26 protein-coding genes and 1 pseudogene are annotated in these 21,298 nt (G+C 63.2%); 15 read left to right on the forward strand and 12 right to left on the reverse strand.

The window, feature by feature from the left end:
- Positions 1 to 391: 391 nt before the first annotated feature.
- Complete coding sequence (locus KF910_RS03630; RefSeq protein ID WP_207588942.1) at positions 392 to 679, forward strand: DNA -binding domain-containing protein; 288 nt, start codon at positions 392 to 394, stop codon at positions 677 to 679.
- Between the two features lie 16 nt (positions 680 to 695).
- On the opposite strand, the gene KF910_RS03635 is transcribed toward KF910_RS03630, so the two are convergent.
- The 5 genes from KF910_RS03635 to KF910_RS03650 all read right to left on the reverse strand — a co-directional run bounded on the left by KF910_RS03635 (position 696) and on the right by KF910_RS03650 (position 4,060).
- The gene (locus tag KF910_RS03635; RefSeq protein ID WP_292258825.1) at positions 696 to 1,337 is read right to left on the reverse strand and encodes a DUF2285 domain-containing protein; all 642 of its coding nucleotides are present in this window, start codon (positions 1,335 to 1,337) and stop codon (positions 696 to 698) included.
- Positions 1,264 to 1,479: a transcriptional regulator domain-containing protein gene (locus KF910_RS14310; protein ID WP_207588946.1), complete on the reverse strand. Its 216-nt coding sequence runs from the start codon at positions 1,477 to 1,479 to the stop codon at positions 1,264 to 1,266. The genes KF910_RS03635 and KF910_RS14310 overlap by 74 nt, the downstream gene beginning before the upstream one ends.
- A gap of 194 nt (positions 1,480 to 1,673) precedes the next feature.
- The gene (locus tag KF910_RS03640; RefSeq protein WP_292258826.1) at positions 1,674 to 2,201 is read right to left on the reverse strand and encodes an antirestriction protein ArdA; all 528 of its coding nucleotides are present in this window, start codon (positions 2,199 to 2,201) and stop codon (positions 1,674 to 1,676) included.
- 502 nt (positions 2,202 to 2,703) lie between these two features.
- On the reverse strand, positions 2,704 to 3,129 hold the full coding sequence (locus tag KF910_RS03645; RefSeq protein WP_292258827.1) for a hypothetical protein: 426 nt from the start codon (positions 3,127 to 3,129) through the stop codon (positions 2,704 to 2,706).
- Between the two features lie 202 nt (positions 3,130 to 3,331).
- Positions 3,332 to 4,060, reverse strand: a complete 729-nt coding sequence (locus KF910_RS03650; RefSeq protein ID WP_292258828.1) for a tyrosine-type recombinase/integrase — start codon at positions 4,058 to 4,060, stop codon at positions 3,332 to 3,334.
- Between the two features lie 222 nt (positions 4,061 to 4,282).
- Between KF910_RS03650 and KF910_RS03655 the strand changes: the two genes are divergently transcribed.
- From KF910_RS03655 to KF910_RS03675, 5 genes and pseudogenes are all read left to right on the forward strand, one after another.
- Positions 4,283 to 5,040 (forward strand): IS5 family transposase gene (locus KF910_RS03655; RefSeq protein ID WP_292258833.1). Its coding sequence is split into 2 segments (ribosomal slippage): positions 4,283 to 4,625 and positions 4,625 to 5,040, totalling 759 coding nucleotides; the frame shifts between segments, so codons are not numbered across the junction.
- A 16-nt stretch (positions 5,041 to 5,056) separates the two neighbouring features.
- Positions 5,057 to 5,653, forward strand: a pseudogene (locus KF910_RS03660) (phage portal protein); the annotation flags it as partial.
- The gene (locus KF910_RS03665; RefSeq protein WP_292258830.1) at positions 5,637 to 7,457 is read left to right on the forward strand and encodes a prohead protease/major capsid protein fusion protein; all 1,821 of its coding nucleotides are present in this window, start codon (positions 5,637 to 5,639) and stop codon (positions 7,455 to 7,457) included. The pseudogene KF910_RS03660 and the gene KF910_RS03665, both read left to right, overlap by 17 nt.
- Before the next feature lie 4 nt (positions 7,458 to 7,461).
- Positions 7,462 to 7,683 (forward strand): gpW family head-tail joining protein, encoded by a 222-nt coding sequence (gene gpW, locus KF910_RS03670; RefSeq protein WP_292258831.1) that lies wholly within the window; start codon positions 7,462 to 7,464, stop codon positions 7,681 to 7,683.
- A 1-nt stretch (position 7,684) separates the two neighbouring features.
- Positions 7,685 to 8,017: a DUF2190 family protein gene (locus KF910_RS03675; RefSeq protein WP_292258832.1), complete on the forward strand. Its 333-nt coding sequence runs from the start codon at positions 7,685 to 7,687 to the stop codon at positions 8,015 to 8,017.
- A 417-nt stretch (positions 8,018 to 8,434) separates the two neighbouring features.
- Here the strand turns inward: KF910_RS03675 and KF910_RS03680 are convergent.
- A protein-coding gene (locus tag KF910_RS03680; RefSeq protein WP_292258833.1) for an IS5 family transposase occupies positions 8,435 to 9,192 on the reverse strand; the annotation gives its coding sequence in 2 pieces (ribosomal slippage) (positions 8,435 to 8,850 and positions 8,850 to 9,192; 759 coding nt in all).
- A 134-nt stretch (positions 9,193 to 9,326) separates the two neighbouring features.
- On the opposite strand from KF910_RS03680, the gene KF910_RS03685 reads away from it, so the two are divergent.
- Complete coding sequence (locus KF910_RS03685; protein ID WP_292258834.1) at positions 9,327 to 10,865, forward strand: hypothetical protein; 1,539 nt, start codon at positions 9,327 to 9,329, stop codon at positions 10,863 to 10,865.
- Here the strand turns inward: KF910_RS03685 and KF910_RS03690 are convergent.
- On the reverse strand, positions 10,862 to 11,020 hold the full coding sequence (locus KF910_RS03690; protein ID WP_292258835.1) for a hypothetical protein: 159 nt from the start codon (positions 11,018 to 11,020) through the stop codon (positions 10,862 to 10,864). The genes KF910_RS03685 and KF910_RS03690 overlap by 4 nt on opposite strands.
- 103 nt (positions 11,021 to 11,123) lie before the next feature.
- On the opposite strand from KF910_RS03690, the gene KF910_RS03695 reads away from it, so the two are divergent.
- The 5 genes from KF910_RS03695 to KF910_RS03715 all read left to right on the forward strand — a co-directional run bounded on the left by KF910_RS03695 (position 11,124) and on the right by KF910_RS03715 (position 12,924).
- The gene (locus tag KF910_RS03695; RefSeq protein WP_292258836.1) at positions 11,124 to 11,372 is read left to right on the forward strand and encodes a hypothetical protein; all 249 of its coding nucleotides are present in this window, start codon (positions 11,124 to 11,126) and stop codon (positions 11,370 to 11,372) included.
- A gap of 69 nt (positions 11,373 to 11,441) precedes the next feature.
- A complete protein-coding gene (locus KF910_RS03700; protein ID WP_292258837.1) occupies positions 11,442 to 11,651 on the forward strand; it encodes a helix-turn-helix transcriptional regulator in 210 nt (69 codons plus the stop codon).
- Between the two features lie 31 nt (positions 11,652 to 11,682).
- Positions 11,683 to 11,934 (forward strand): hypothetical protein, encoded by a 252-nt coding sequence (locus tag KF910_RS03705; protein ID WP_292258838.1) that lies wholly within the window; start codon positions 11,683 to 11,685, stop codon positions 11,932 to 11,934.
- 113 nt (positions 11,935 to 12,047) lie between these two features.
- The gene (locus tag KF910_RS03710; RefSeq protein WP_292258839.1) at positions 12,048 to 12,518 is read left to right on the forward strand and encodes a Panacea domain-containing protein; all 471 of its coding nucleotides are present in this window, start codon (positions 12,048 to 12,050) and stop codon (positions 12,516 to 12,518) included.
- The gene (locus tag KF910_RS03715) at positions 12,505 to 12,924 is read left to right on the forward strand and encodes a hypothetical protein (RefSeq protein ID WP_292258840.1); all 420 of its coding nucleotides are present in this window, start codon (positions 12,505 to 12,507) and stop codon (positions 12,922 to 12,924) included. Before KF910_RS03710 ends, KF910_RS03715 begins: the two co-directional genes overlap by 14 nt.
- Positions 12,925 to 13,135: 211 nt before the next feature.
- On the opposite strand, the gene KF910_RS03720 is transcribed toward KF910_RS03715, so the two are convergent.
- Entirely contained in the window at positions 13,136 to 13,318 is a 183-nt protein-coding gene (locus KF910_RS03720; protein ID WP_292258841.1) for a hypothetical protein, read from the reverse strand.
- 190 nt (positions 13,319 to 13,508) lie between these two features.
- Here KF910_RS03720 and KF910_RS03725 point away from each other — a divergent pair, with 190 nt between their 5' ends.
- Positions 13,509 to 13,835, forward strand: coding sequence for a GrlR family regulatory protein (locus tag KF910_RS03725; protein WP_292258842.1), 327 nt, complete (start codon positions 13,509 to 13,511; stop codon positions 13,833 to 13,835).
- A 6-nt stretch (positions 13,836 to 13,841) separates the two neighbouring features.
- Positions 13,842 to 14,375, forward strand: a complete 534-nt coding sequence (locus tag KF910_RS03730) for a hypothetical protein (protein WP_292258843.1) — start codon at positions 13,842 to 13,844, stop codon at positions 14,373 to 14,375.
- Here KF910_RS03730 and KF910_RS03735 read toward each other — a convergent pair.
- The 4 genes from KF910_RS03735 to KF910_RS03750 form a co-directional block, all read right to left on the reverse strand.
- Positions 14,372 to 16,165: a phage terminase large subunit family protein gene (locus KF910_RS03735; protein ID WP_292258844.1), complete on the reverse strand. Its 1,794-nt coding sequence runs from the start codon at positions 16,163 to 16,165 to the stop codon at positions 14,372 to 14,374. The genes KF910_RS03730 and KF910_RS03735 overlap by 4 nt on opposite strands.
- Positions 16,158 to 16,748, reverse strand: a complete 591-nt coding sequence (locus KF910_RS03740) for a terminase small subunit (RefSeq protein WP_292258845.1) — start codon at positions 16,746 to 16,748, stop codon at positions 16,158 to 16,160. Before KF910_RS03740 ends, KF910_RS03735 begins: the two co-directional genes overlap by 8 nt.
- Positions 16,749 to 16,976: 228 nt before the next feature.
- Complete coding sequence (locus KF910_RS03745) at positions 16,977 to 18,893, reverse strand: AAA family ATPase (protein WP_292258879.1); 1,917 nt, start codon at positions 18,891 to 18,893, stop codon at positions 16,977 to 16,979.
- 299 nt (positions 18,894 to 19,192) lie between these two features.
- Positions 19,193 to 20,008, reverse strand: a complete 816-nt coding sequence (locus KF910_RS03750; protein WP_292258846.1) for a DUF2306 domain-containing protein — start codon at positions 20,006 to 20,008, stop codon at positions 19,193 to 19,195.
- 164 nt (positions 20,009 to 20,172) lie between these two features.
- Between KF910_RS03750 and KF910_RS03755 the strand changes: the two genes are divergently transcribed.
- Positions 20,173 to 21,168, forward strand: coding sequence for a helix-turn-helix transcriptional regulator (locus KF910_RS03755; protein ID WP_292258847.1), 996 nt, complete (start codon positions 20,173 to 20,175; stop codon positions 21,166 to 21,168).
- The last annotated feature ends 130 nt before the right edge of the window (positions 21,169 to 21,298 follow it).

Genomic DNA, 21,298 nt, shown 5'->3' on the forward strand with positions numbered 1-21,298 from the left:
GGCGGCGCGTAGCGTGCCGCATTTGCGCCTATGCGCTGGCGGCACCCCCTCTGGGGTGATGCGGGCTAATAAATGAGATAATTCAGCGTCTCACTGCCTGCCCCGCCGAATAGGCAAAGACATTTACGGCCGGCTCGGATAGAAACGTAGACGGAGCAGACGCGCTGCTCTGGGGCGTAGTAACCCCTGACTAGCGGTTGGTGCCGGCCGTGACGGCACCACCATCCTCGAACCTTATGGTCGGGGAGCCCATGGCGTATGTCCAGGGCTTCTCGCCTAAAGGTCATGGGGCCGTCTAGTCACGGTTACTAACTCCCCGATCACCAGGTAGAGGGGCCAGTTGCGGGGGCGCACCGCAAACAAGGCTCTCTGGAACCTAGGAGGAGTGACTATGCGGGTTCCCGTCGAACTCGATCCCGATGTGGACGATGAAGCGCCGACCGGCGATACCATAACCGTCTATGACAAACGGCATTACGTTACCTATCTGCGCCTTCTCGATGCGAAGGCCGAGGGCGCGGACTGGAAGGAAGTCGCGCAGATCGTGTTGCACCGTGATCCGGTCGCCGATGAACTTCGCACCCGCCGTTGCTGGCGAAGCCATCTCGAACGCGCGCAATGGCTGTCGCGTGAGGGCTATCGGAAGATTCTGGAGCAGGCGGCAGCCAACAAGGCGTGAGGGTCACGCCACCCGATCAACGCTTGCCGGGCTTGATCGGGTAGTGAAGCAGAAGGCGATAGCCGCCGCGCATCATCTTGATACCGTGCGTGACCAGGCGGCGGGCCTTGTTCTTGCGAGGATCGCTCTCAAAGTCCTCCTTGGTGCCGCGAAAGCCGAGCAGGACTTCAGCGATGGTGCGATAACTTTCGCCATGCAGTCGGGCGTCGAGCGCGCGCAGGGACAGGATATGCCATTGCCGGAGTTGGGCGGGAACGGCCCGGAAGTCGGGACCGGGCGCGCGACCGTTGAGAGACCGCCAAAGACGGCGCGCAGCGTGGGCGCGCAGCTCCAGAAAGGAATCCATCGGCAGCGTGACAGCGTAGAACGCTGCCGCGTCGGGCACCGCCTTTGGCAGCCAGAATTGATGCGCGACGCCATCCACCTGCCAGATGCCGTGCCAGCCATCGGCCGCGCGGCGCATATCGAGGCCGTCGAGATGCGCCAACGTCAGTACCGGTTCGGTGTCGTCGTCCTTGTGATTGACGGGCGACAACATTACGGCTTGCGGTTGAAGGCGCGGACTCCAGATTGGCGAATGCTGCTCATGCGGCGCGTCTGGATCGCACGGGAAATCGCAAACCCCAGCGATGCGCGAACTCTTCGAGGTCGCGGGCATCTGTCCCTCCGGTCAATGCGATGGTCTGGCAGTCCCGACGATATTCGTCGTTGCGGCGCAGGTATTCCCAAGCGAAACCAGCGGCAGGGATGTGCTTTGTGTACCCGTATGCCGCCGGAGATCGCCAATCGATGCTGAGCATGGCGTCACCTCCCCAAGCCGGGATGCTGGGCAGCGCCCGGCAAAGAGAGGTTCAAGGATCGTTGGAAATAGAGAAGCCGCTCAAAGCAGATACCTTGAGCGGCTAACCCGATCATTCTTTGGTGTTTTTAGCTTAGCGACAGCCGGTGCTTTCGAGATGCCTGCCCTTATGAGCACGGACAGGCATTCACGTTCTCATCTGCTGGAAAACACATGCACCTCGCCATGCGCCGTCTCGATGGTGAACAGGTCGCCACCGATCTCAGCGTCGCGCGCCATCGCCTGCCAATCGACATAGTAGCGCAGCGCCTCGGGGATCGTGACGCTCTCTGAGGTCAATTCCTCCATATAGTCGGCGAGGCTGGCGTACTGACCATGATAGCAGTCTTGAAAGGCGGTTTCGGCTTGGTCCATGTCGCCACCGAAATGCCCCAGCAAGCCCGCGCCGAGTGCGCCATGCTCTGCGATGAAAGCGGCCATCCGCGCCACGCTGTCGATGCCGGCATATTCGGAAATGCTGACGCCCTCGAAGCCCTCATAGTCGTGAATGGCGTATTCCTCCGCATCCTCGACGGGGGAACGCGCAAGCATCGCGGTAATCTCGTCCCTGATCTGGTCGGCGTCCTGATCCGCGTCGATCCAAGCCCCATGCAGATAGCCGCTATTGTAAGCTGCAAGGCAGGCAACATAGATGCGGGGGGTGCTGTCGGATACGTTGGTCATGTCTCTGATCCTCGGGTCTGAAGGTCAGCGAAGCGGAACGCCGCGCCTGACCTTCTGGCCGTCGCCGAGACTGGGGTAGCAACGAGCAAGGGCGGCCGGGGCGGAGGGGGATCACCCGGCCTGCACAAGCCCTTTGGGCGCGGAAGGCTGGGGATACCGCCCCGGACGGTTCCACTTACCTTGCTGGCGCGAGGGCAACGCCCTTAGTAAAACCAATCAATCAGTCGCCGCTTCGCGGCGTCATTGTTAGGTTTCTGGCGCTGGAAACAGATGGTGCGCGAAGGGCCATCGGCCTTCGGTGACGACGCGAAGGCGCAAGCCGGTCGATGCCGCACTCGCCTTCGTTCGATCCCTGCCGGCAAAGTAGGCCACTGCGGCGCGGCGATAGCCGCGCCAGCCCGGAGGCGAACGCGCTTCCAAATTGACCGCTGTAGAGAGCCGGAGGGCCGCTATGAAAAAGCCCCGGCGCTCTTGCGCCGGGACCGTATTTCATACCTTCATGTCAACGGGCAAGCACGGGGCTGGAGGGCAACGGTGCGGCCAGTCGCATCAAAGCCGATACGCCAACGAAACCGCCGCCGACCAGACAGAAGATTTGCCGCCAGATTTCAGAGGGCACCGCCTCTTTGGTGATGCCATAGACCAGCGCATAGCCTGCGACGGCGGCGGGTGCGGCAAAGATCAGCGCCACAATCAAACGCAGGATGGGAGTGCGCAACGTCTCGAACAGCAGAGCGAGGATGCCAAACGCCACGCCAGCGGAAACGAGGCCGACCAGCCCGGCACCTATCACGCCGGAGCCGGTCTGATAGGCGAATTGCGCAGCAGTCAATCCGAGCATGAAGGGCAGAGCATAGACTGCGAGCTTATAGGCCACGACGCAAAGGACGGCGACTAGCGCCACGCTCATCAACATCACGGCTACCATGGTTCTGCTCCTTCACGGTCTGCGCGGATTGCCGTTGCGTCGCTCCTGCGGTTGGGCACGGGCAACATAATGCCAACCCGTGGCCCGTCTGTCGACCATCGGCGGCTTTTAGGTGTCATCTTGGAGGGCTATAGCGTAGGTGTAGTTCTCGGTTTCTTCGTCTCCCGCCCGCCATGGCGTCCAAAATAACATTCTCCTTCAGCTACTTGCGGCGTGATTTGGCTAACCGGTTAGCAGGGTTAGCCAAATTCTGTTCGTGATCCGTCCCGCCAATACGGGCCATGGCGTCTGTCGCAAGGCGGCGCTGGTCACGCTTCGCGGTGTAGCGCTGGACCTCTTTCGTAGTGCTGTGTCCGGTCACGGCCATGATCTGCGCTTCAGTGCATCCGGCGTCGGCGAGACGTGTCGCGGCTGATTTTCTCAGGCCGTGCGCAGAACAGTTCGCAACGCCGGCCGCGACGCACGCGGACCTGAACCAGTTCCCGAACCCGGCCGCCGTGAAACCGACACTAAATTGCGTCTGAAGGAACAGCATTTGCCCCCTAGGCAATTGGTCCAAGGACGCGTTCAATCGGGGATGAATGGGAATCTCCAGTTCGGCGCCGGTCTTCTCTTGTTTCACGCGGATGAAGCCGTCCCCGCTCAGGTGCTGACGCCCCATCTGACGGACGTCGCCGGATCTCTGAGCGGTGTAGAGCAATAGGTCAAAAGCGAGACGCTCGCGCGTGCCTAGGCGCCAATGCTTCTCAAATCTGCTGATCTCGGCTTCGGTCCAAGTGTGGAAGCCATCAGATTCGTATTTCAGCGGCTTCACGCCGGTCGCCGGATTGTCCCCGCGTATCTGACGTTCCACGGCGAAGGCCATAAGCCATCGCAGGACCTTGATTAGATTGTTCGCGGCGGCCGGACGATCCTTCAGCTTATCGCGCATCGCCAGGATATGGCGTTGCTGAAGCGAGGCGACAGGCAGGTCCCCGTGATCGTTTCGCAGCCGTTCGATGATTCCCTTGTATGTTGCGCGTGTTGTCGGGCGCAGCTGTGCCCATTCGGCGGAAGCGTAGGCCGTGACGACTAGGTGATATCGACATTCAGGATTCTCAGACGCTGAGATGTCTGATTCATAGGGCTCCGTTCGATGGACGGAGCCCTTTTGATGTCAGCCAAGCGCTACGAGTTGAGCCAGGTTCAGTGGGAGCGGATCGCGGACCTGCTGCCGGGCAAGGCGGGCGATCCTGGGCGGACTGCCGCCGACAACCGGCTGTTCGTCAACGGGGTGCTGTGGGTGCTGCGCTCGGGGGCGCACTGGTGCGATCTGCCCGAGCGCTATGGACGCTGGAAGACGCTGCACAAGCGCTTCAGCCGATGGTCGAAGGCCGGGGTGTGGGATCGGGTGTTCGCCGACCTGATCAAGGACCGTGACAATCAGTACCTGATGATCGACAGCACCTTGGTCCGAGCCCACCAGCAGGCGGCGACCGGAAAAGGGGGGCCTCGGATCAGGCTCTGGGGCGCTCCCGAGGCGGACTGACCACCAAGATCCACATGGCCGCCGACACCCTCGGCCGGCCGATCCGGTTCATCCTAACCGCCGGCCAAAGCGGCGACGCCCTGGCCGCGCCAGCCCTGCTGGAAGGCTTTCGCCCCCGCGCCGTGCTGGCCGACAAGGCCTACGATTCCAACGCCCTGCGCCAACTCATCGCCGACGCCGGCGCGCAAGCCGTCATCCCCTCCAACCGCACTCGCAAGGTGCTGATCGCCCACGACATTGAAGCCTATCGCGCTCGTAACCGCATCGAGCGTTGCTTCTCAAAGCTCAAGCACTTCCGACGCTTCGCCACCCGCTACGATCGCAGAGCCATTCACTTCCTAGGCTTCGTTCACCTCGCCGCCGCCATGATCTGGATGCGATGAATGTCGATTCCACCTAGAGCCGGGCACACTCAAGATCCTGCCGGCCGGGTGTGACATAAAATTCGCTACGCCCCCGGTCGCTCGGCAAACCGCTGAGTTCGTCGCTCACCAGATTCGCGCCATCGCGGCGGGATTGGGCGTGCCGGCGCACCTAGTTTCAGGCGATCTTCGCGAGGCCAACTATGGCTCGCTACGCGCGGCTATGGTCGCCTTCCGCCAGAAGGTCGAACAGATCCAGTGGGGGACATTCATCCCTCAGGCTTGCGACCCCGTTTTTGAGCGCGTCGTCACAACGGCCGTGCTGGTCGGCGACTTGGACGCGCCGGAATATGAGCGCGCCTTTGCGGACTACGTCAGCGCTGAGCATTATCCGCCGGCCATGCCTTGGATCGACCCGGCCAAAGACATGGCGGCCATTCGCGAGGCGCTCGCGCTGAGACTCATGAGCCGCCGGCAAGCCGTCGCTGAGCGTGGCTATTCAGTCGAAGCGCTGGACGCCGAAATCGCCGCGGATCATGCCCGCGAAGCCGCGCTTGGCATTACCCAAACCATCAATCCGACCGCCGCCCCGAATCCTAAACCGCAGGGAGGCGACGATGCCGACGGCACTTGAACTTGAGACGCGCCAGGCGCCGTTCTCGCCCGCGTCATGGAATGCTGAGGCGAGAACGATTGAGGCCTTAATCAGCACTGGCGCTGACGTTCAGCGCCGCGACGCCAAGGGCCCCTTCATTGAGCGCTTGGACCTGGCCGCAATCGATCCGGCCAGCCTCGCCGGTATCCCTGTGCTGGACGGCCACCGCCAAACCGGAAGTGAGCACGTGGTCGGCGTGGTCGAGAGCGCGCGCCGTGAAGGCGCCAGCTTGGTCGCGATCATCCGATTGTCCGGGGCCGATGACGTTCGGTCGACCGTCCTGAAGGTTCAGGAAGGCGTCTTGCGCGGCGTGTCGGTCGGCTACGTCGTCACCCGTTGGACCGAGTCCAAAAATCCTCAATCCAAAATCCCCCTTCGAACCGCCGTCGAATGGACCATCCGCGAGGTCAGCCTGGTCGGCATTCCCGCCGATCCGGAGGCCCGCATTCGCAGCGAGAAAGAGCTCATGCCTGACGAAATCACTCCCAATGGCGGCGCCGGCGAAACGCCGCCGATGACCCCGGCTGCCACGGAAACCCGTGCGGACCTGAACGCGCAAATCCGCAGCCTTGCCGAGACGGCCGGCCTGGATCGGGTGTGGGCAGATGCCCAGATCGACGCCGGCGCCGACATCGGATCCGCCCGTTCGGCGGCTCTGGACGCGGTCATTGAACGAACCTCAGGCGTCGGCGGCATTCGCATCCATGTCGGCGCGGACAATACGGATCCAGCGATCATCGTGGCCCGGCAGGCTGAAGCGCTGGCGCAGCGCATGGGTGGCCCGGCCGCTTCGGAACCGGCGCAACAATATCTGCAACTCGGCTTCGTCGATTTCGCCCGTGATGCGCTGAGCCGTTCCGGCGTCAGTGTTTCAGGCCTGAGCGCCGAAACCATCCTGACGCGGGCGATGCACACGACGTCGGATTTCCCGCTGCTGCTGGAGCAAGGCGGTAATCGCGTGGTGAGCAACGCCTATCAGGTCGCAGCTTCGCCGCTGGTCCAGTTGGCCGTTCGGCGCACGGTCTCCGATCTTCGCGACGTCACCGTCCTGAAGGCCGGCGAAATGTCGCCGCTGAAAAAGGTCAACGAGGCCGGCGAGATCAAGAGTGTCAGCATGGGCGAGGCGGCCGAAGGCTACGCCATCGAAACCTATGGCGGGATTTTCAGCCTGTCCCGCAAACTGCTGATCAATGACCAATTCGGGGTCTTTGGTCAGTCGGCGGCCCGTCTGGGCACGGCCGCGGCGCAGGCCGAAGCCGACGCCCTGGTTTCGCTGCTGACTCAGTCGTCTGGCGCGGGTCCGGTCATGTCGGACGGCAAGCGTCTGTTCCACGCCGATCACGGCAACCTCGCCGCGTCGGGCGCTGCGCTGGACGTCGCCACCCTCAGCGCCGGCCGCCAAGCCATGCGGACGCAGAAAGGTCTGGACGGCGTTTCGCCCGTCGGCGTGCGGCCCGCGATTCTCGTGGTCGGTCCCGCTCAGGAAACCAAGGCTGAGCAAATCCTCGCAACGCTGAACGCCACTTCGGTTTCAGACCAGAACCCCTTCGCGGGTACGCTGACGTTGATCGTGGAGCCGCGCATCACCGGCAACGCCTGGTACCTCTTCGGAGACAAGGCTACGGCCCCCGTTCTGGAAATGGCTTATCTCGCCAGCGCTTCAGGCCCTCAGATCGCCACCCGTGAAGGTTGGGAAGTATTGGGCCGCGAGTTCCGGGTGACGCTGGACCTGGGCGTCGGGGCCACTGACTGGCGCGGCGCGTACCGCAACCCGGGCGCCTAAGGTCATGGCCACGCTCGCTGAACAGATTGCTGAGGCCGAGGCCGCGTATCACGCCCTGCAGACCGGCAAGGCTGTGGTCGAAGTCCAGGATTCGAACGGCGAGCGGGTCCGCTACTCCCAAGCCAATGCCGGGCGGCTAGCCGCATACATCGCTGAACTGAAGCGGCGCATCGCGGGGGCCGCCCGGCCCACCACAATCCTTTTTCGAACTTCGAAAGGCATCTGAGATGCGTAATTTCGTTCAACCGGGGAACACCCTCGATTTCGTCGCTCAGTCGGGGGGCGTCGTTTCCGGCGCTACCGTCAAAAAGGGCGCTTTCATCCACGTTTCGGCGACTTCGGCCGCCGAAGGCGAGACCTATTCGGGCGACCTGGTCGGCGTTTTCGAACTGGCCGCCAAAACGAACCAGGCCTGGACTCAGGGCGATGTGCTCTACTGGGACGATACGGCAAAAAACTGGACGAAGACGGCCACGGACAACTTCAAAGGCGGCGCCGCAGCCGCCGACAAGGCCAGCGCCGCGGCGACTGGCCAAGTCCGGCTGACTCCGACTATCTGACTATGGCGCGTCGGGCTGCGGCCTTTTCCCAAGCTGACTACACCCGCGCCGCTAAGGCTGCGGCGGCCGTCGGCTATGCGGTGAAGATTGGGCCCGACGCGATCACCCTTGTTCCGTCTTCGGCTGAAGCTCAGAATTCGGCGACTGCCGAGTCTGGCGGGGAGGCGCAAGGGAGCAATCCATGGGACGCGGTCTGTCAGTGATCGGCTTTCCCAACGCGAGTTCATTCCGCGATCGGCACGGAAAGCTGCGCTTCCGCTATCGCGCCAAAGGCTCGCCCACCATCTACTTGAAGGGCCTGCCTGGCTCGCCAGAGTTCGCAGAGTCGTACGAAGCAGCTCGCAATGGACGTCGCGCGCCGATCGGATCGGGTCGGACGAAGCCCGGATCTCTGAGCGCCCTAGGTGGAATCGACATTCATCGCATCCAGATCATGGCGGCGGCGAGGTGAACGAAGCCTAGGAAGTGAATGGCTCTGCGATCGTAGCGGGTGGCGAAGCGTCGGAAGTGCTTGAGCTTTGAGAAGCAACGCTCGATGCGGTTACGAGCGCGATAGGCTTCAATGTCGTGGGCGATCAGCACCTTGCGAGTGCGGTTGGAGGGGATGACGGCTTGCGCGCCGGCGTCGGCGATGAGTTGGCGCAGGGCGTTGGAATCGTAGGCCTTGTCGGCCAGCACGGCGCGGGGGCGAAAGCCTTCCAGCAGGGCTGGCGCGGCCAGGGCGTCGCCGCTTTGGCCGGCGGTTAGGATGAACCGGATCGGCCGGCCGAGGGTGTCGGCGGCCATGTGGATCTTGGTGGTCAGTCCGCCTCGGGAGCGCCCCAGAGCCTGATCCGAGGCCCCCCTTTTCCGGTCGCCGCCTGCTGGTGGGCTCGGACCAAGGTGCTGTCGATCATCAGGTACTGATTGTCACGGTCCTTGATCAGGTCGGCGAACACCCGATCCCACACCCCGGCCTTCGACCATCGGCTGAAGCGCTTGTGCAGCGTCTTCCAGCGTCCATAGCGCTCGGGCAGATCGCACCAGTGCGCCCCCGAGCGCAGCACCCACAGCACCCCGTTGACGAACAGCCGGTTGTCGGCGGCAGTCCGCCCAGGATCGCCCGCCTTGCCCGGCAGCAGGTCCGCGATCCGCTCCCACTGAACCTGGCTCAACTCGTAGCGCTTGGCTGACATCAAAAGGGCTCCGTCCATCGAACGGAGCCCTATGAATCAGACATCTCAGCGTCTGAGAATCCTGAATGTCGATATCACCTAGCGCACGCCTACCCGGTGCCCGAACGGCGAACACCCAGAACCTCGAGGGGCTAGTGGCCCGGCGCGAGGCCAATCTCGCCGACAAGCGTCGGCGCTACGCTGCAAACCCACGGGACGGGATTCTTCGCGGGCAGGTGTACTTCGCCGAACAAGGTCTGCGGACGGCTCAGACGCAACTCGGGCTGAGTCGCTTGCGCGACGGGAGCGCGTCTTTTCTCCAGGACTCCACCCCGGCGCGTGACACGACTCTTGATCCGCCTCGCGCTGCGAACTCGAGCCGGGCCGATAATTCAGCAGCTCGCGAGGCGGCGCGAAAAGCTGAGGCGCAGCGTGAGTTCGTTATCGGACTCCAGGCCGAAAACGACGCCCGTAAATTCCAACTCACATTGATTGGCCAGCAGGAACGGGCGGCCAAGGTTGCGGAGGCGATTCGCACCGCTGAACTTCAGGCGCAAGCCGTAGGACTGGATCTCACTCAGACGCAACGTGAAGCGATCGCCCAAACGGTCGGGGACCTTCACGACGCCGAAATGGTGGATCGCGCCAGGGTGGCGATCGCTCAGACGGCGCGGGATCTTGCGCAGGCCAGGGGTCAGGTTGAGACTGAGGCGGCGTATGTCCAGCGACGGCTCGCTGAGGAGCAACTCACCTTAGAGACCGCCATCGGACTCGAGCGTGCGCAGCAACTTCAGCAGTTGTACCAGGCCGAAGACGCGGCCCGGCGCCGCCAGGCCGCTGAAAAAACCCTCAGCGACCTGGGCGGCTTGCGGTCGGACATTCAGGACCGCATCGAATTTCTGCAGTCCGTGGGACAGAACGCCGAAGTCGCAAGGCTTACCGAAAGTTTGGCCAGGGTGGATGACGCCATGGTCGCCGCAATCGACCATGCCGTTCAGATGTGGACGGCGATCGGCGGCCCGGAAGCAGAGAGCGCCATCCTTCGCTTGCTAACCACCCGCGATACGATCGCCGATGTCGGCGGGCGAGCCTTCATCACTGGCGAACAGATCAATCAAATGATCATCGGAGGGGGCGTTCAAGCCTTCGATCGATTTGCCCAGTCTCTCGCCGACGGCGCCGGCGCATTCGAAAGCCTACGAGACTCGTTTCTCCAGTTCGCAGCCGACTTCCTTCGCCAGATCGCAATGATGATCGCACAACAAGAGATCCTGAACGCGCTGGGTATTGGCGATCCGGTCAAGGGCAAGGGCGGCGGCAAGGGCGGGGTCATCGCCAACTTCATCACTGGGTTGTTCCGCCACGGCGGCGGCTTGATCGGCACGGGCGGCGGTGGACGCACGATCCCCCTGGCAGCCATGGCCGGTGCGACCCGTTATCACACAGGCGGGATCATTGGCCTGAAGCCAAACGAAGTGCCAGTGGTGGCCCTGCGCGGCGAGGAAATGCTGACCGAAAGCGACCCGCGGCACCGGAAGAATCTTGGGCGGGGCCAAGGTGGCGGCACCAAGATCATCAACATCTTCGATCCGGCTGAGTTGTTGGATCGGGCCCTGGCGACCGAGGCGGGCGAGCGGGTGCTGCTGAACTACGTCTCCCGCAACAGCGGGGCGTTTAAGGCAGCGATTGGCTAGTCGCCCTTCCCTTCGCGCCGCTTCAGTTCGGATTCGACCGCTTCGCGGATAAACGCCGGCCGGCGTCGTGAACCGGCGATCGCGTCGATTCGATCGATCACCGCCTTGGAAAGGCGAATCTGGATTTTCTCAAGGTTCAATGCGGGGCGGCCCATGTGCATCCTCTACGACAAATAAACACCAGCGTCTATTGACGACATAAACGATGGCGTTTAATGAGTCCTTATCGCCGTTTGGGCGCGCATCGGAGCTTTCGTCATGACCACCAATCTTTCTTTCGTCGTCGCAGACCAGACCGGCGCCCGCCGCGACCTTTGGGCCGTCTCGCCATCGGGCGACTATGCGGACGAATGCGCCACCGGGCGCGCCTATGCGGACGAAATCCGTGCTGAAATCGAGGCTGGCAATCCGGCGATCCTGGGCCACGTTGTGCAAGCCATAGCCGGCCGCCCGTGGTCAGGAATCGAGGTCGGCTTTTTCCATCGCATTGCTGAGACTTCGGCTTAACACGGATTTGGTGAATTACACTTTATTATCAAGCTTTTAATTCATCCTGGCGACCGCCAAGACTCGCCGATGGAAACTGATTTCCCCGGCCCGATCGCGTTCGTTCGTATGAAAGAACTGGTCGACCGATGCGGCATCAGCAAGGCTGAGATTTATCGGCTGATCAAGCTGGGCAGGTTTCCGCGCCAGCGCCGATTATCTCACAAGGTCTCGGTCTGGGTCAGATCGGACGTCGAGGAATGGCTTAATCGACGAGCCTCAGGCGAGCGGCTAAGTTGAACCGTAGGCCAAGTAGCGAATGGAGCGGACGATGACCGACAAGTTTACGGTAGGCGACCTTCGACGCCATCTCAGCGGCTATGCCGATGATATCGAACTTGAGTTCGCGGGCGGGGTCACGTTCTACCGCCTCAAGGGCTGGGGCGACGACGGTGTGGTGCTGGAATTCAATGAAATGCAGGCCGACTTGTCTCCGGAAACCCGAAAATCGATCAAGGTCGCCTTCTGCCACAGCGAGCCTTTCGAAGGCTTGGCGTCTGTCGCTTACGTGCCGCGAATTTAACCAGGGGGTGGTAGCTTCCTTAACAATCTCCTATATCATACCTCGGAACGAACCCGGAACGGGGCAGCGAAATTTCGCCTGTGCCGTTCTCGATTCACGAAAGGAGGTGTTCCATGACTGATCATCCATCAGCCGCTATCGCGAACGCTTTCGTCGATCTCGCGGATCGACCCCTGCCCCAGATGAAGCTGCATAAGCTCACCTACATGGCGCATGGCTGGAACCTCGCGATCACAGGTGAACGGCTCGTCGCAGACGCTCCCGAAGCTTGGGACAACGGACCTGTCTTCCGGAAAATCTGGGACCGAATTCGTGACTATGGGTTTGACCGACAAGGTCATATTTTGATGACCAATGGGCGCCCCTTCAAAGCCGACCTAACCCCGAAAGAGCGGAAGGTTTTGGAACACGTTTGGAATAAGTACAGCAAGTTCTCTCAGTATGATCTGTCTGACATGACCCACCAGCCCGGTACGCCGTGGACTGAGGCCTATTTCGAGCGCGGTCGGAACGCGAAGCTTTCTGACAAGGTCATTAAAGAGCACTACAAACAGCTGGCGTTGGCTGGTCGTGCCGCCAGCTGACGAGGATGTCAGCCTTCAGGATCTCGACCGCGCTCCGGTAAGCTTGGAGCCGGTAGAGAGTCCTGCTGCACCCGGTGACGTTGAGAAACTTCGTGACAGATTTACCGAGGTCACTGAGGAAAACGTCGCTCTCAAACAGGAAGTTGACGAGCTCAAGAAGCGTGTTCGGACGGCCGAAATCCTAGACGCGCTGATAGCGCCATACGCCGAACGCGCCTTTGCTTTCATGTGTGCGTACAGTTCAGCCGTTGGCTTCATTTTGCTCCTTTCCGGAAGCGAAACTACCCGATTTAACCTCGATACTGAGGTACTCGTGCTTTTGGTGGGAAGCACTGCCGTCACTGTCATCGGGCTGGTCGGCATGGTCCTCACCGGCATTTTCGTTGGTGCACGAAAAAGGCAGTGATGACGGCGGAGTGCTTCCAATTTTCACCGCGAACGCCCGATCGTCCCCCGTCCAGACCACAGCTCATTCGCGAAAGCCATCGGCCACCCGATTAACCGCGCGATAGTGGTCGTCGCAGGGTGAAACCGCGCGCGTATGCCGATCAAGATCCGATGCGCCTCCCGCAACTCGGCAATGTCGCGCTCATGGGCGATCTTCCGCTTCGGCGATCTCATTGCCCGCGGTCGACGCCCAGGCGCCGCATCTCCAATTCGGCGTTCATGCGCGCGATCGATCCTGGATAGCGCCGCTCTAGTTCGTTCAGGGCGGTGCGGATGCCCGCCCACGCGTCAGACCGACGAAGGTCCAGGCCGGCGGCGATACGGGCGACAGAGTCGGACTGGGGGCTTTCCATGTGTTCCTCCGATACTCCGACCTAGCGTCAGTAATGCCAAAGCGGTTGCAGGCGCTCAAGAACAGATCACGAACATTCTTGTGGATGGCCCCGCGCGGAAGGGTTGCGCGGCGCCGCGAACTACGTCCAACTCAGCCGCAGAACGAGGTTATGCTCGAACAGTGACAAGCGCTCAGGAGGCGCGACGACGATGCAAAACGGGCTCTATGGCGTTCACTTCATCACGCCGCTGGGCGTCGGCGCGGGCGTTGTCGTTCTTCGCGATGGGAAGGTGCAAGGCGGGGATGCCGGAATCTATTACGACGGCACCTATTCGATTGAAGGCGACAAGTTCTCGGCCAACCTGCGAACGGATCGGCATACGCCCATTCCCGGCGTCGTGTCGGTGTTTGGCGTCGACAAGGTGGACATCATTCTGAAAGGCCAGTTTGTCGGAACGGTCGCGACAGTTGAAGGCACATCGCCTCAGGCACCGGGGCTCACGTTTCAGGCGACGCTGAAAAAGCTGGCGGACTAGTCGCGCATGAACGTGCCAAATCTTGCAGATTGGATCATTGCTGCCGCGACAGTCACGACCGCCATTCTCACTGGCACCGGAGGCATTGCCGCCTGGCTGACTCTACGTCGGGAAAAGATCCGGGATCTTCCCATCATTGAGCGCGTCGCGGAATGGCGTGGAGACTACATTTCGCTGAGGCTGATCTGCCGAAATCGCCTTCCGGAGACTTTGACTCTGGATCGACTCGCCATTCGAAAGCCGCGGACATTCACCATTTCCCCGCCCACAGACTCAGGGCTCGTTCCCTTTGACCCCGATCCCCCCGTGCGGGGCACCAGTTCGTCAATGGACACCCCACACTCAGTTGAAGCACGCGGGACGGTGCGGGAACTTGCAAGACGATCTGACACCGCACACTGGGCTTTCGCCATCTGGCCCACCGCTGACTGGAATGGTGGGCCGATTGTTCTCGAACTGAGGCTGTCTAGCCGGGCCGAAACATTGAGAAATCGTCGCTTCCGTATCAAGTTGCGCGTGCCGAAAAAGCAGGTGACCTAGCGCATCAGAAACGGCGACCGGATCACTGACGGATGCTGCTTCAGCGAAGCCTCGGCAGTCGCCAACGCCTCCGCCCGCTGATCAGGACTGACGGCAATCATCTGACGGGCGGCGAGCGCATAGACGGTCGCGTCCAAGCATTCCGCTCGGCGCCCCATGATGCGCTCAAACCGACGAACCGGCCGGCCCGCTACATAGCGCGTCACCCGGCGCTCAGACGTCAGTTCCTCATAATAGCGGGCGTCTAGGTCCGCGCTGAAGCGGATCGATTCCGGAAGCTTCAACCGGTTCGCCAAGTTCGCCTTCACTGTGTCGACGCCGACGGTCACCAGGTTGATCCGCTTATGCGCCTGCGGTGACACCTTCGTCATTGGAAGCGTGCCGGCCTGCCCTTTGATCGCGAAAATCCGGCGACCCGCCCGTGGGCGGCAGAAATCATAAACGATATCCATTGCGCCGCCGTCGCCCGAGTCGATGAACGCGGCGTCGACCTTCAGGCGGCCACCGTTCGGATGCGGCCATGTTTCCTTCAGCGCGTCGTCAAGTTCGGCCCAGGTGTCGTTATCGACGGACGGGCCCCAGACCACGCGCGCGTCTAAGATCAGCGCCACGTCGTCGGCAGTGTGGCCGCCATAGACCAGCTCAAGGCGATCGTCCTGGACGTCGACGCCGACGGTGACGAAAAGCACTTCCGCGGGGATGGCCGACAACCCGAACGGTTCGGCTCGCTTGGCCAGTTCGCCTTCATCCGCGACTTCGCCGACGTCGGACCACGTCTCGGCGAGGATCGTATTGACGAACACCTTCAGCTTGTGCGGCCCGGCCTTTGCCGCCTCGCGCTTCGCCTCAAGAAACTGAGCGGCTAGCACGCCCCAACGGGCCTTCGGCAACGTGCTGACGAGCGCGTTGATCCTGAAGCCGGCATGACCTTGGACTTGCGGCCGGGTGATGCGCCATTCGCCGGCGTCCACCATCGTCGCCTTCAGCCGTTCAGGGATGCGCGCGAGGCAATGCGGGCATTCGTATTCTGCCGTCTCAGGTTGATCCTTCGCCCACTTGATATGCGCCCAGCGGATCTCATTGAACGCGCCACATTTCGGACATGGAACCTCGAAAATCCGCTGATCAGACGCTTCGTAGCGGCTGGCCACGTTGGACGTCAGCGCGTCCGTTGGGGTCGACCCGGCGATGATCTTCGCGTTGCCGTAGGAGAAGGCCCGATTTTCGGCGAGCGTCAGCGCGTCACCCTCCCCGCCCGGCGCCATCGCGTCGACTTCATCCATGATGATGATGCGCGAGGTGTGACCGCGAAGGTTCCGTTCAGACTTCGCTGAAACCACCTTCAGCGAGCCGCCCGGGAAGTGCTTACTGCGAAGGGTGTTGCGGCCGGACTCGTCCAAGTCATCGCTCAGCACGTTCGTCAGGATCGGCGTCGCGGCGAACGTCTTTTCCAAGCCGTCGACCACGAAGTTTCGCGCGTCATCGTCCGTGGGGAGAACGGCCAGGATCGGCGCCGGGTCATTGGCGATGAAGTTTCCGACCGTCGCGGCCAGCAAAGTCGACAGGCCGATGCGGACGGACTTCATGAGCGTGACCCGCTCAAGCGTTGGATCGCTGATCGCGTCCGCAATGCCGCGTTGATACGGCCATAGCCTCACGCGGCCGGGCGTGGCGCTGACGTCTTCAGGGAGTCGCAGTTCCTTCTCAATCCAGTCGGCGAGTTGCATTCGCGGCGGCGGACGAAGGGCGCGAAGGGCTTCGGCACGGAGTCCGGCCAGCGTGTCAGTCATCGGCGCCGGCCTCCGCCAAGTTGATCAGTGCATCGCGTACTTCACGGTCGACCGCGTCGGCGTCGGAACGGGACAGGTTGAGCCGATCGGCGACGCGCGCCGGCACCGCCAGCAGGGCGGCGCGCACCTCGCGCACGACCCCGGACCAGGTGCGCGCGACTTCTTCCCTATGGACCAGCTCGCCGCGCATCCTGGCATTCTGCAGTTCGGCTTTATCGGCAGCGGCCTTCGCCTTCCGGGTGTTCTCAATCTTGAGATCGTCCTGGACGGCAACGCCTCTAGACGCTCGGTCGCTCACCCACTGGCAGTAGCGTCGGACCGAGTCCTGCAGGTCGTATCTTCCGCGACCTACCCGCTTGATCACGCCATCAGCGACAAGCTGATTGATCCGGCGCGCGCCGACGCCAATCCAATCGCTCAGTTCGGCCGCTGAAACTCCCGCCCCAGAAATCGCCGCTGAGACCGCTTCGTCGGCGGTAGGCGTCACGGGTCGCGGCGCATCGGCGACCGCCTCAGGCGAGCCGGAATCGAGGCCTAACAGGACCATGATGTCTGGGGGCAGGTTTTTCGAATCCGAAATCATCTGGAAAATTTCTGTAGCGAGCGAAAAGCCGGGGTCAGCGCGACCCCCACCCGGCGCCCCATGGGAAGGACCCGCGGACCACGGGTGAAGTTGGATTTAGATCGATGATCCGGACTGCCTCGGCGAGGCGGACTCCCGGACCCCCCTAAAGGGGGGTGTCCGTTCGGTCCGCCCCACCGCAACGGGCTGGCGGACTCAGTCCGGGCGAGTCCGCCCTGAGTCCGGGCCTCAGTCCGCATCGGTCATCTCGGGCGAAATGACGGCCGGCCGCACGCGATCGCCATCGGTTTCGATGCGCCCTTGAGCGGTTAGGCGCTCAATGAGCCGACGGATAATCCGCTTCCTGCTGTCCAAGGTCTCGGCTGCTGAGACCGCAAGGCTATTTGCGCAAGCCTCTCGCCAAGCGCTCACATCAACCCAGTCCGGACCGAGTCCGTTCGAGTCCGCCAACCGCTCAAGGAGCTGTAGCGCTGCCTTCTCCGGCGTCACCTTGGGGGGTTTGGCTGCGAGGCCTCCGGTGAGTTCGGCGACCAGGGCTGCGGTGATCGCGTCATTGTCTTCATCGAAGCCAAGCGTCTCGGTTGCGATCGTGAAGGCAATGTCTCGCTCGCAAGTGCCGTTTCGGTTCTTAGTCAGCGCGCCGCGGACAATGCCCTGATCGTCCCGGCTGACGTGCATGGCCATGTCCAACGCGCCGTTCAGCAGACTATGGCCCCGGGGCGTCTTACCCTCCGCTTTAGTGTCGTGGTGGATAAGGACCACCGCGGCGCCCCACTGAGCGAGCGACCGGGCGACCGCGACGACGCGCCCCATGGCGTTAGCGTCGTTTTCCTCCAACCCGGGGAATGACATCGCCAATGTGTCGATGAAGACCAGCGCCGGCTTCCGATCCTGAACGGCGCTTTGCAGGGCCTTGAGGTCCGGACTGTCATCGCTCAGCAGGTCGCTGACACCTTCAATCAGCGTAAAGCCGGGCGCGTCGTCGTGGCGGATCTTTAGCGCTGTGACGCGACCGCGCATCCCGTGCGGATCTTCAGCGGCGACGTAGAAGACCAGCCCCGGCTTCGTGCGCATTCCGAACGCTTCGCGGCCCTGAGCGGTCGCGTACCCGATGTGGGGGGCGATGAGGCTTTTACCGGCGCCAGGCGCGCCGAAGATGCATCCGATGTCCCCGGGGGCGAGAATGCCTTTCACGACGTAGCCACGTGATGGCGAGGACTCGCATTCCGAAGGCGTCAGGAACGTCAAGCGTGACGGCTTGGCGGCCGCGGGCGATTTCGCTTCCCAACCGAACCGCTTTGCGAGTTCGAACATCGTCCCGATGCCGACGCGTCGCGCGCCCTGATCGCTGAACGATTTCCAGGTGCGCCGCTGGTCACGGGCATTGAACTTGTCGCTCGCCTTCGACCATTCGGACCAGACGGCGAACCCATCGTCCGACCCGCGGGACTCGGCATGAATGGCCATGCCGACGGTAAGCCAATCATCGCGATCTTCTGACGGAATGACTGCGAGGGCGCCGCGGATCCGTGGCCAGTTCGGTTCGATCAGGGACCACAGATCGTCATCGTCTTCGTCAGCGACGGGATCCGGCCGACTCTCGCTGCGACCGGTGCGGGGAATGTCGTCGGCGTGATCGATCGCGCGCCCGTCGACCACCTCAACGGCATGGTCCGGTGCGGCGCCCACGGCGCCGAAATAGTAGGCCTGAGACCGGGTGAAGGATTCCTTGGCCAGGATGCCGCCAAGGGCGCCGTTCAGCCGCTCGCACAGGGCGCGCCGTTCATCGGGCGACATGGGCGCCGACGTCGGCGCCAGGACCCGCCAACGCGGCGCTGCGGCCGTGTGACTCGGCGTTGTGTAGATAACTGCGCCGACATCGGCGCTACGCAACCGCTCAACGGCTTCCGCGACGCTGACTTTGCCGGCGTCGTAATCCCCCTCTACACCGTCGACGGTTATCAGGTTGTCGTCATGGCGCAGGGCGCCCTTGTCCGTCGCCGCATCGCCGAAGGTGGCGAGCTTCATCCAGGGCAAGGCGCCCTTGGACGGCGCCCGGGTCTCACGGATGCGTTCGGCGAACTGGCGCAGCGTGACCGTCTCGCGCCACTGGCGCGTCGCCTTGGCGTCGGCAAAACGGGTCACTGCCAACGGCCGATCTAGGGGGCCTTGCGTCGAATTCGGTTTTCCGTAGAATTCGGGTTGAGGCTCGCCAGCTTCGTAAAGACTTGAGACGCCGTCCCGGGGACCAGCCGGGGCGGCGTTTCGCGTTTCTGGCGGGCCAGGGAGCCCCAGTAGTTCGAGGATGTCAGGCGAGAAGGCGGTAGCCATCGCCGGAAATTCCCCTTTGGGTTCAAATCCCGCGCCTCGAGGGGTTAGCCGCTGTAAGGTGTTGTTTTCGCGAGGGAGGGCAATGCCCACCCTGTCCGCCATGGCCGAAACGCTCAGAACATATAGGGCGCCCACATCACGGCGATCGTGCCGAACACGCCCAGTGCGGTGAAGGCGGTCGCCGCCAGAACCAGAAGGGCCACGAAAACCCTGAAGGCCCCGCTGCGGCCGCGGCCGGCGGCGAAATAGATTTCCAGAAGCGCCAGCGGGATCAAATAGCTGCCGAAGACCAGGACGATGTCGGCCGGGCCGGACAGGGTCTGGGTCATGCCGACCGGCCCGTGGTTGATCAGCACCCAGCCCATCAGGCCGACACGCAGGAACCAGACCCCGCTGGCGGCCATGAAGGTCCGCATCGCCCACTGACGGTGGCTGTCGAAGCGCCGCCTCAGGGCCTGCCGCAGGGCCAGAGCGCCGAAGACCAGGATCAGGATGGCGTCCAGAAGGATCGCGACGGCCGAGATTGACGACAGATAGGTCCCGCGCACCAGGGTCAGCCAGACGCCGCTGAGCGCCATCACCGCGGCGAGGAACAGAAAGATCCGTCCGGTCCAGCGATGCAGACGCGGTCGCCTCTGGCGCAGCTGGGGCACGAGCTGCATCAGGCCCGCCAAGGTCATCACCGCCGCCAGCAGGACATGGGCGGCGAACACGGCGTTGCCCACATCGTCGCCGCCGACATAGCCGTCGATCAGGGGCTTGTCGTTCCAAGCGGCGAAATTCCCGATCGCCGTCCGAACGCCGTAGAACAGCAGGATGAAGCTGATGAAGGCGATCTGGCCGACAGCGGCGATGATGAACCAGGCGGCGGCGCTGCGCCTGAGCAGGGCGGCCGTCGGGTTGGACGGCTGGAAGGTCTTGAAGGACATGGAAACTCCGGATCGAGCGAAGACGCCCAGGCCCGATGGAGCCAAGGCGCGCGCCCCGTCTCGCCGATTTGGAATTCGGCCGGAAATCGCCCTTCGGCACGGTTTATCCGGCGCTGGACAGGCGCGACGGCGCGCGCCATCACCGGCGGGTCCAGAGGAAGCGGATGTTCACGACTGACCTGAAATCCGGGGCCTTCCTTAGAGGGCGGCGCCTGGCGCCGGCGTCCATGCCGGACCGCCTGCCCGCCCATGCCGTGATCGCGGCGACATCCTTTGTCGCCTATATCCTGGCGCGCCTCGCCGAGGGGCCTGTCTCGGCGGGATTCGCCGCCTTCGGCGTCTCGGCCTGCGGATGGGCCTGGCTTCTGGCGCGAGCCCTGTTCGATCCGGCGCGCCACGACGCGGCCTGGCCGCGGCTGGTCGTGGGCGTGCTGACGGTCGCGGGCGCCGTGTCCGTCCTGGCGCCGGACGGAGGACTGACCGCGCGTGTCGCGGACAACCTCTACGCCCTGAGCGGGTCGGCGGCCCTGATCCTGACCCTGGTCGAGCCGTTCCAGCGTCATGGTTGCGCCCTGTCGCGGGCCGAAACGCGTTTCAGGATCGCCTTCGGGTTGGGTTTCGCCCTGCTGGCCGGGGTCTCGGTGATCGGGATCTGGATGACGCCCGAGCCGATCCAGACGGTTTCGGCCGTCATCAGCCTGGCGGGCGCCGGCGCGGCGACCGCCTATCGCCTGCGCCACCCCCTCCGCGCCGCCGCTTCGCCCCCCGCGCCGCGAAAGCCCGCCACCGACGAGGACCATCACCTGGCGGCGCGCCTGCTGAGGCTTCTTCAGGACGAGGCGATACACACCGACCCCGACCTGCGGATCGGCGATGTGGCCGACCGGCTGGGCCAGCCGGAATACAGGGTCTCGCGCTGCATTAGCGCCGGCCTGGGGTTCGCGAACTTCAACCGGCTGATCAATCACCACCGCATCGCGGACGCCCAACGATTGCTGTCCGACTCGTCGGAATCGCGGTCGATCCTGGAAATCGCCCTGGACTGCGGCTTCGCCTCGCTCGGCCCCTTCAACCGGGCCTTCAAGGAAGAAACGGGAACGACGCCTCGGGCCTATCGGACCCATGGGGCGGGCGGGCGGTCCGAACAGTCCCGAGCATAGGCCCCTGGCGCACGCCCGGCCCCCTGCCCTTTTCAGGCTGGCGTCGGGGAAGGATTTCGGTTATCAGCCCGCCTCCCGAAACCGAGACGACCCATGTTCGCCTATCCCACCTGCCTGAACGCCCCGCGCC

The sequence above is a fragment of the Brevundimonas sp. genome, assembly GCF_019636155.1.
Classification (GTDB): domain Bacteria; phylum Pseudomonadota; class Alphaproteobacteria; order Caulobacterales; family Caulobacteraceae; genus Brevundimonas.

Coding starts and splice junctions, on each gene's coding strand:
- KF910_RS03630 (WP_207588942.1), top strand. CDS start 392: ATGCGGGTTCCCGTCGAACTCGATCCCGATGTGGACGATGAAGCGCCG.
- KF910_RS03635 (WP_292258825.1), bottom strand. CDS start 1,337: ATGCCCGCGACCTCGAAGAGTTCGCGCATCGCTGGGGTTTGCGATTTC.
- KF910_RS14310 (WP_207588946.1), bottom strand. CDS start 1,479: ATGCTCAGCATCGATTGGCGATCTCCGGCGGCATACGGGTACACAAAG.
- KF910_RS03640 (WP_292258826.1), bottom strand. CDS start 2,201: ATGACCAACGTATCCGACAGCACCCCCCGCATCTATGTTGCCTGCCTT.
- KF910_RS03645 (WP_292258827.1), bottom strand. CDS start 3,129: ATGGTAGCCGTGATGTTGATGAGCGTGGCGCTAGTCGCCGTCCTTTGC.
- KF910_RS03650 (WP_292258828.1), bottom strand. CDS start 4,060: ATGCGCGATAAGCTGAAGGATCGTCCGGCCGCCGCGAACAATCTAATC.
- KF910_RS03665 (WP_292258830.1), top strand. CDS start 5,637: ATGCCGACGGCACTTGAACTTGAGACGCGCCAGGCGCCGTTCTCGCCC.
- gpW (WP_292258831.1), top strand. CDS start 7,462: ATGGCCACGCTCGCTGAACAGATTGCTGAGGCCGAGGCCGCGTATCAC.
- KF910_RS03675 (WP_292258832.1), top strand. CDS start 7,685: ATGCGTAATTTCGTTCAACCGGGGAACACCCTCGATTTCGTCGCTCAG.
- KF910_RS03690 (WP_292258835.1), bottom strand. CDS start 11,020: ATGGGCCGCCCCGCATTGAACCTTGAGAAAATCCAGATTCGCCTTTCC.
- KF910_RS03695 (WP_292258836.1), top strand. CDS start 11,124: ATGACCACCAATCTTTCTTTCGTCGTCGCAGACCAGACCGGCGCCCGC.
- KF910_RS03700 (WP_292258837.1), top strand. CDS start 11,442: ATGGAAACTGATTTCCCCGGCCCGATCGCGTTCGTTCGTATGAAAGAA.
- KF910_RS03705 (WP_292258838.1), top strand. CDS start 11,683: ATGACCGACAAGTTTACGGTAGGCGACCTTCGACGCCATCTCAGCGGC.
- KF910_RS03710 (WP_292258839.1), top strand. CDS start 12,048: ATGACTGATCATCCATCAGCCGCTATCGCGAACGCTTTCGTCGATCTC.
- KF910_RS03720 (WP_292258841.1), bottom strand. CDS start 13,318: ATGGAAAGCCCCCAGTCCGACTCTGTCGCCCGTATCGCCGCCGGCCTG.
- KF910_RS03725 (WP_292258842.1), top strand. CDS start 13,509: ATGCAAAACGGGCTCTATGGCGTTCACTTCATCACGCCGCTGGGCGTC.
- KF910_RS03730 (WP_292258843.1), top strand. CDS start 13,842: ATGAACGTGCCAAATCTTGCAGATTGGATCATTGCTGCCGCGACAGTC.
- KF910_RS03735 (WP_292258844.1), bottom strand. CDS start 16,165: ATGACTGACACGCTGGCCGGACTCCGTGCCGAAGCCCTTCGCGCCCTT.
- KF910_RS03740 (WP_292258845.1), bottom strand. CDS start 16,748: ATGATTTCGGATTCGAAAAACCTGCCCCCAGACATCATGGTCCTGTTA.
- KF910_RS03750 (WP_292258846.1), bottom strand. CDS start 20,008: ATGTCCTTCAAGACCTTCCAGCCGTCCAACCCGACGGCCGCCCTGCTC.
- KF910_RS03755 (WP_292258847.1), top strand. CDS start 20,173: ATGTTCACGACTGACCTGAAATCCGGGGCCTTCCTTAGAGGGCGGCGC.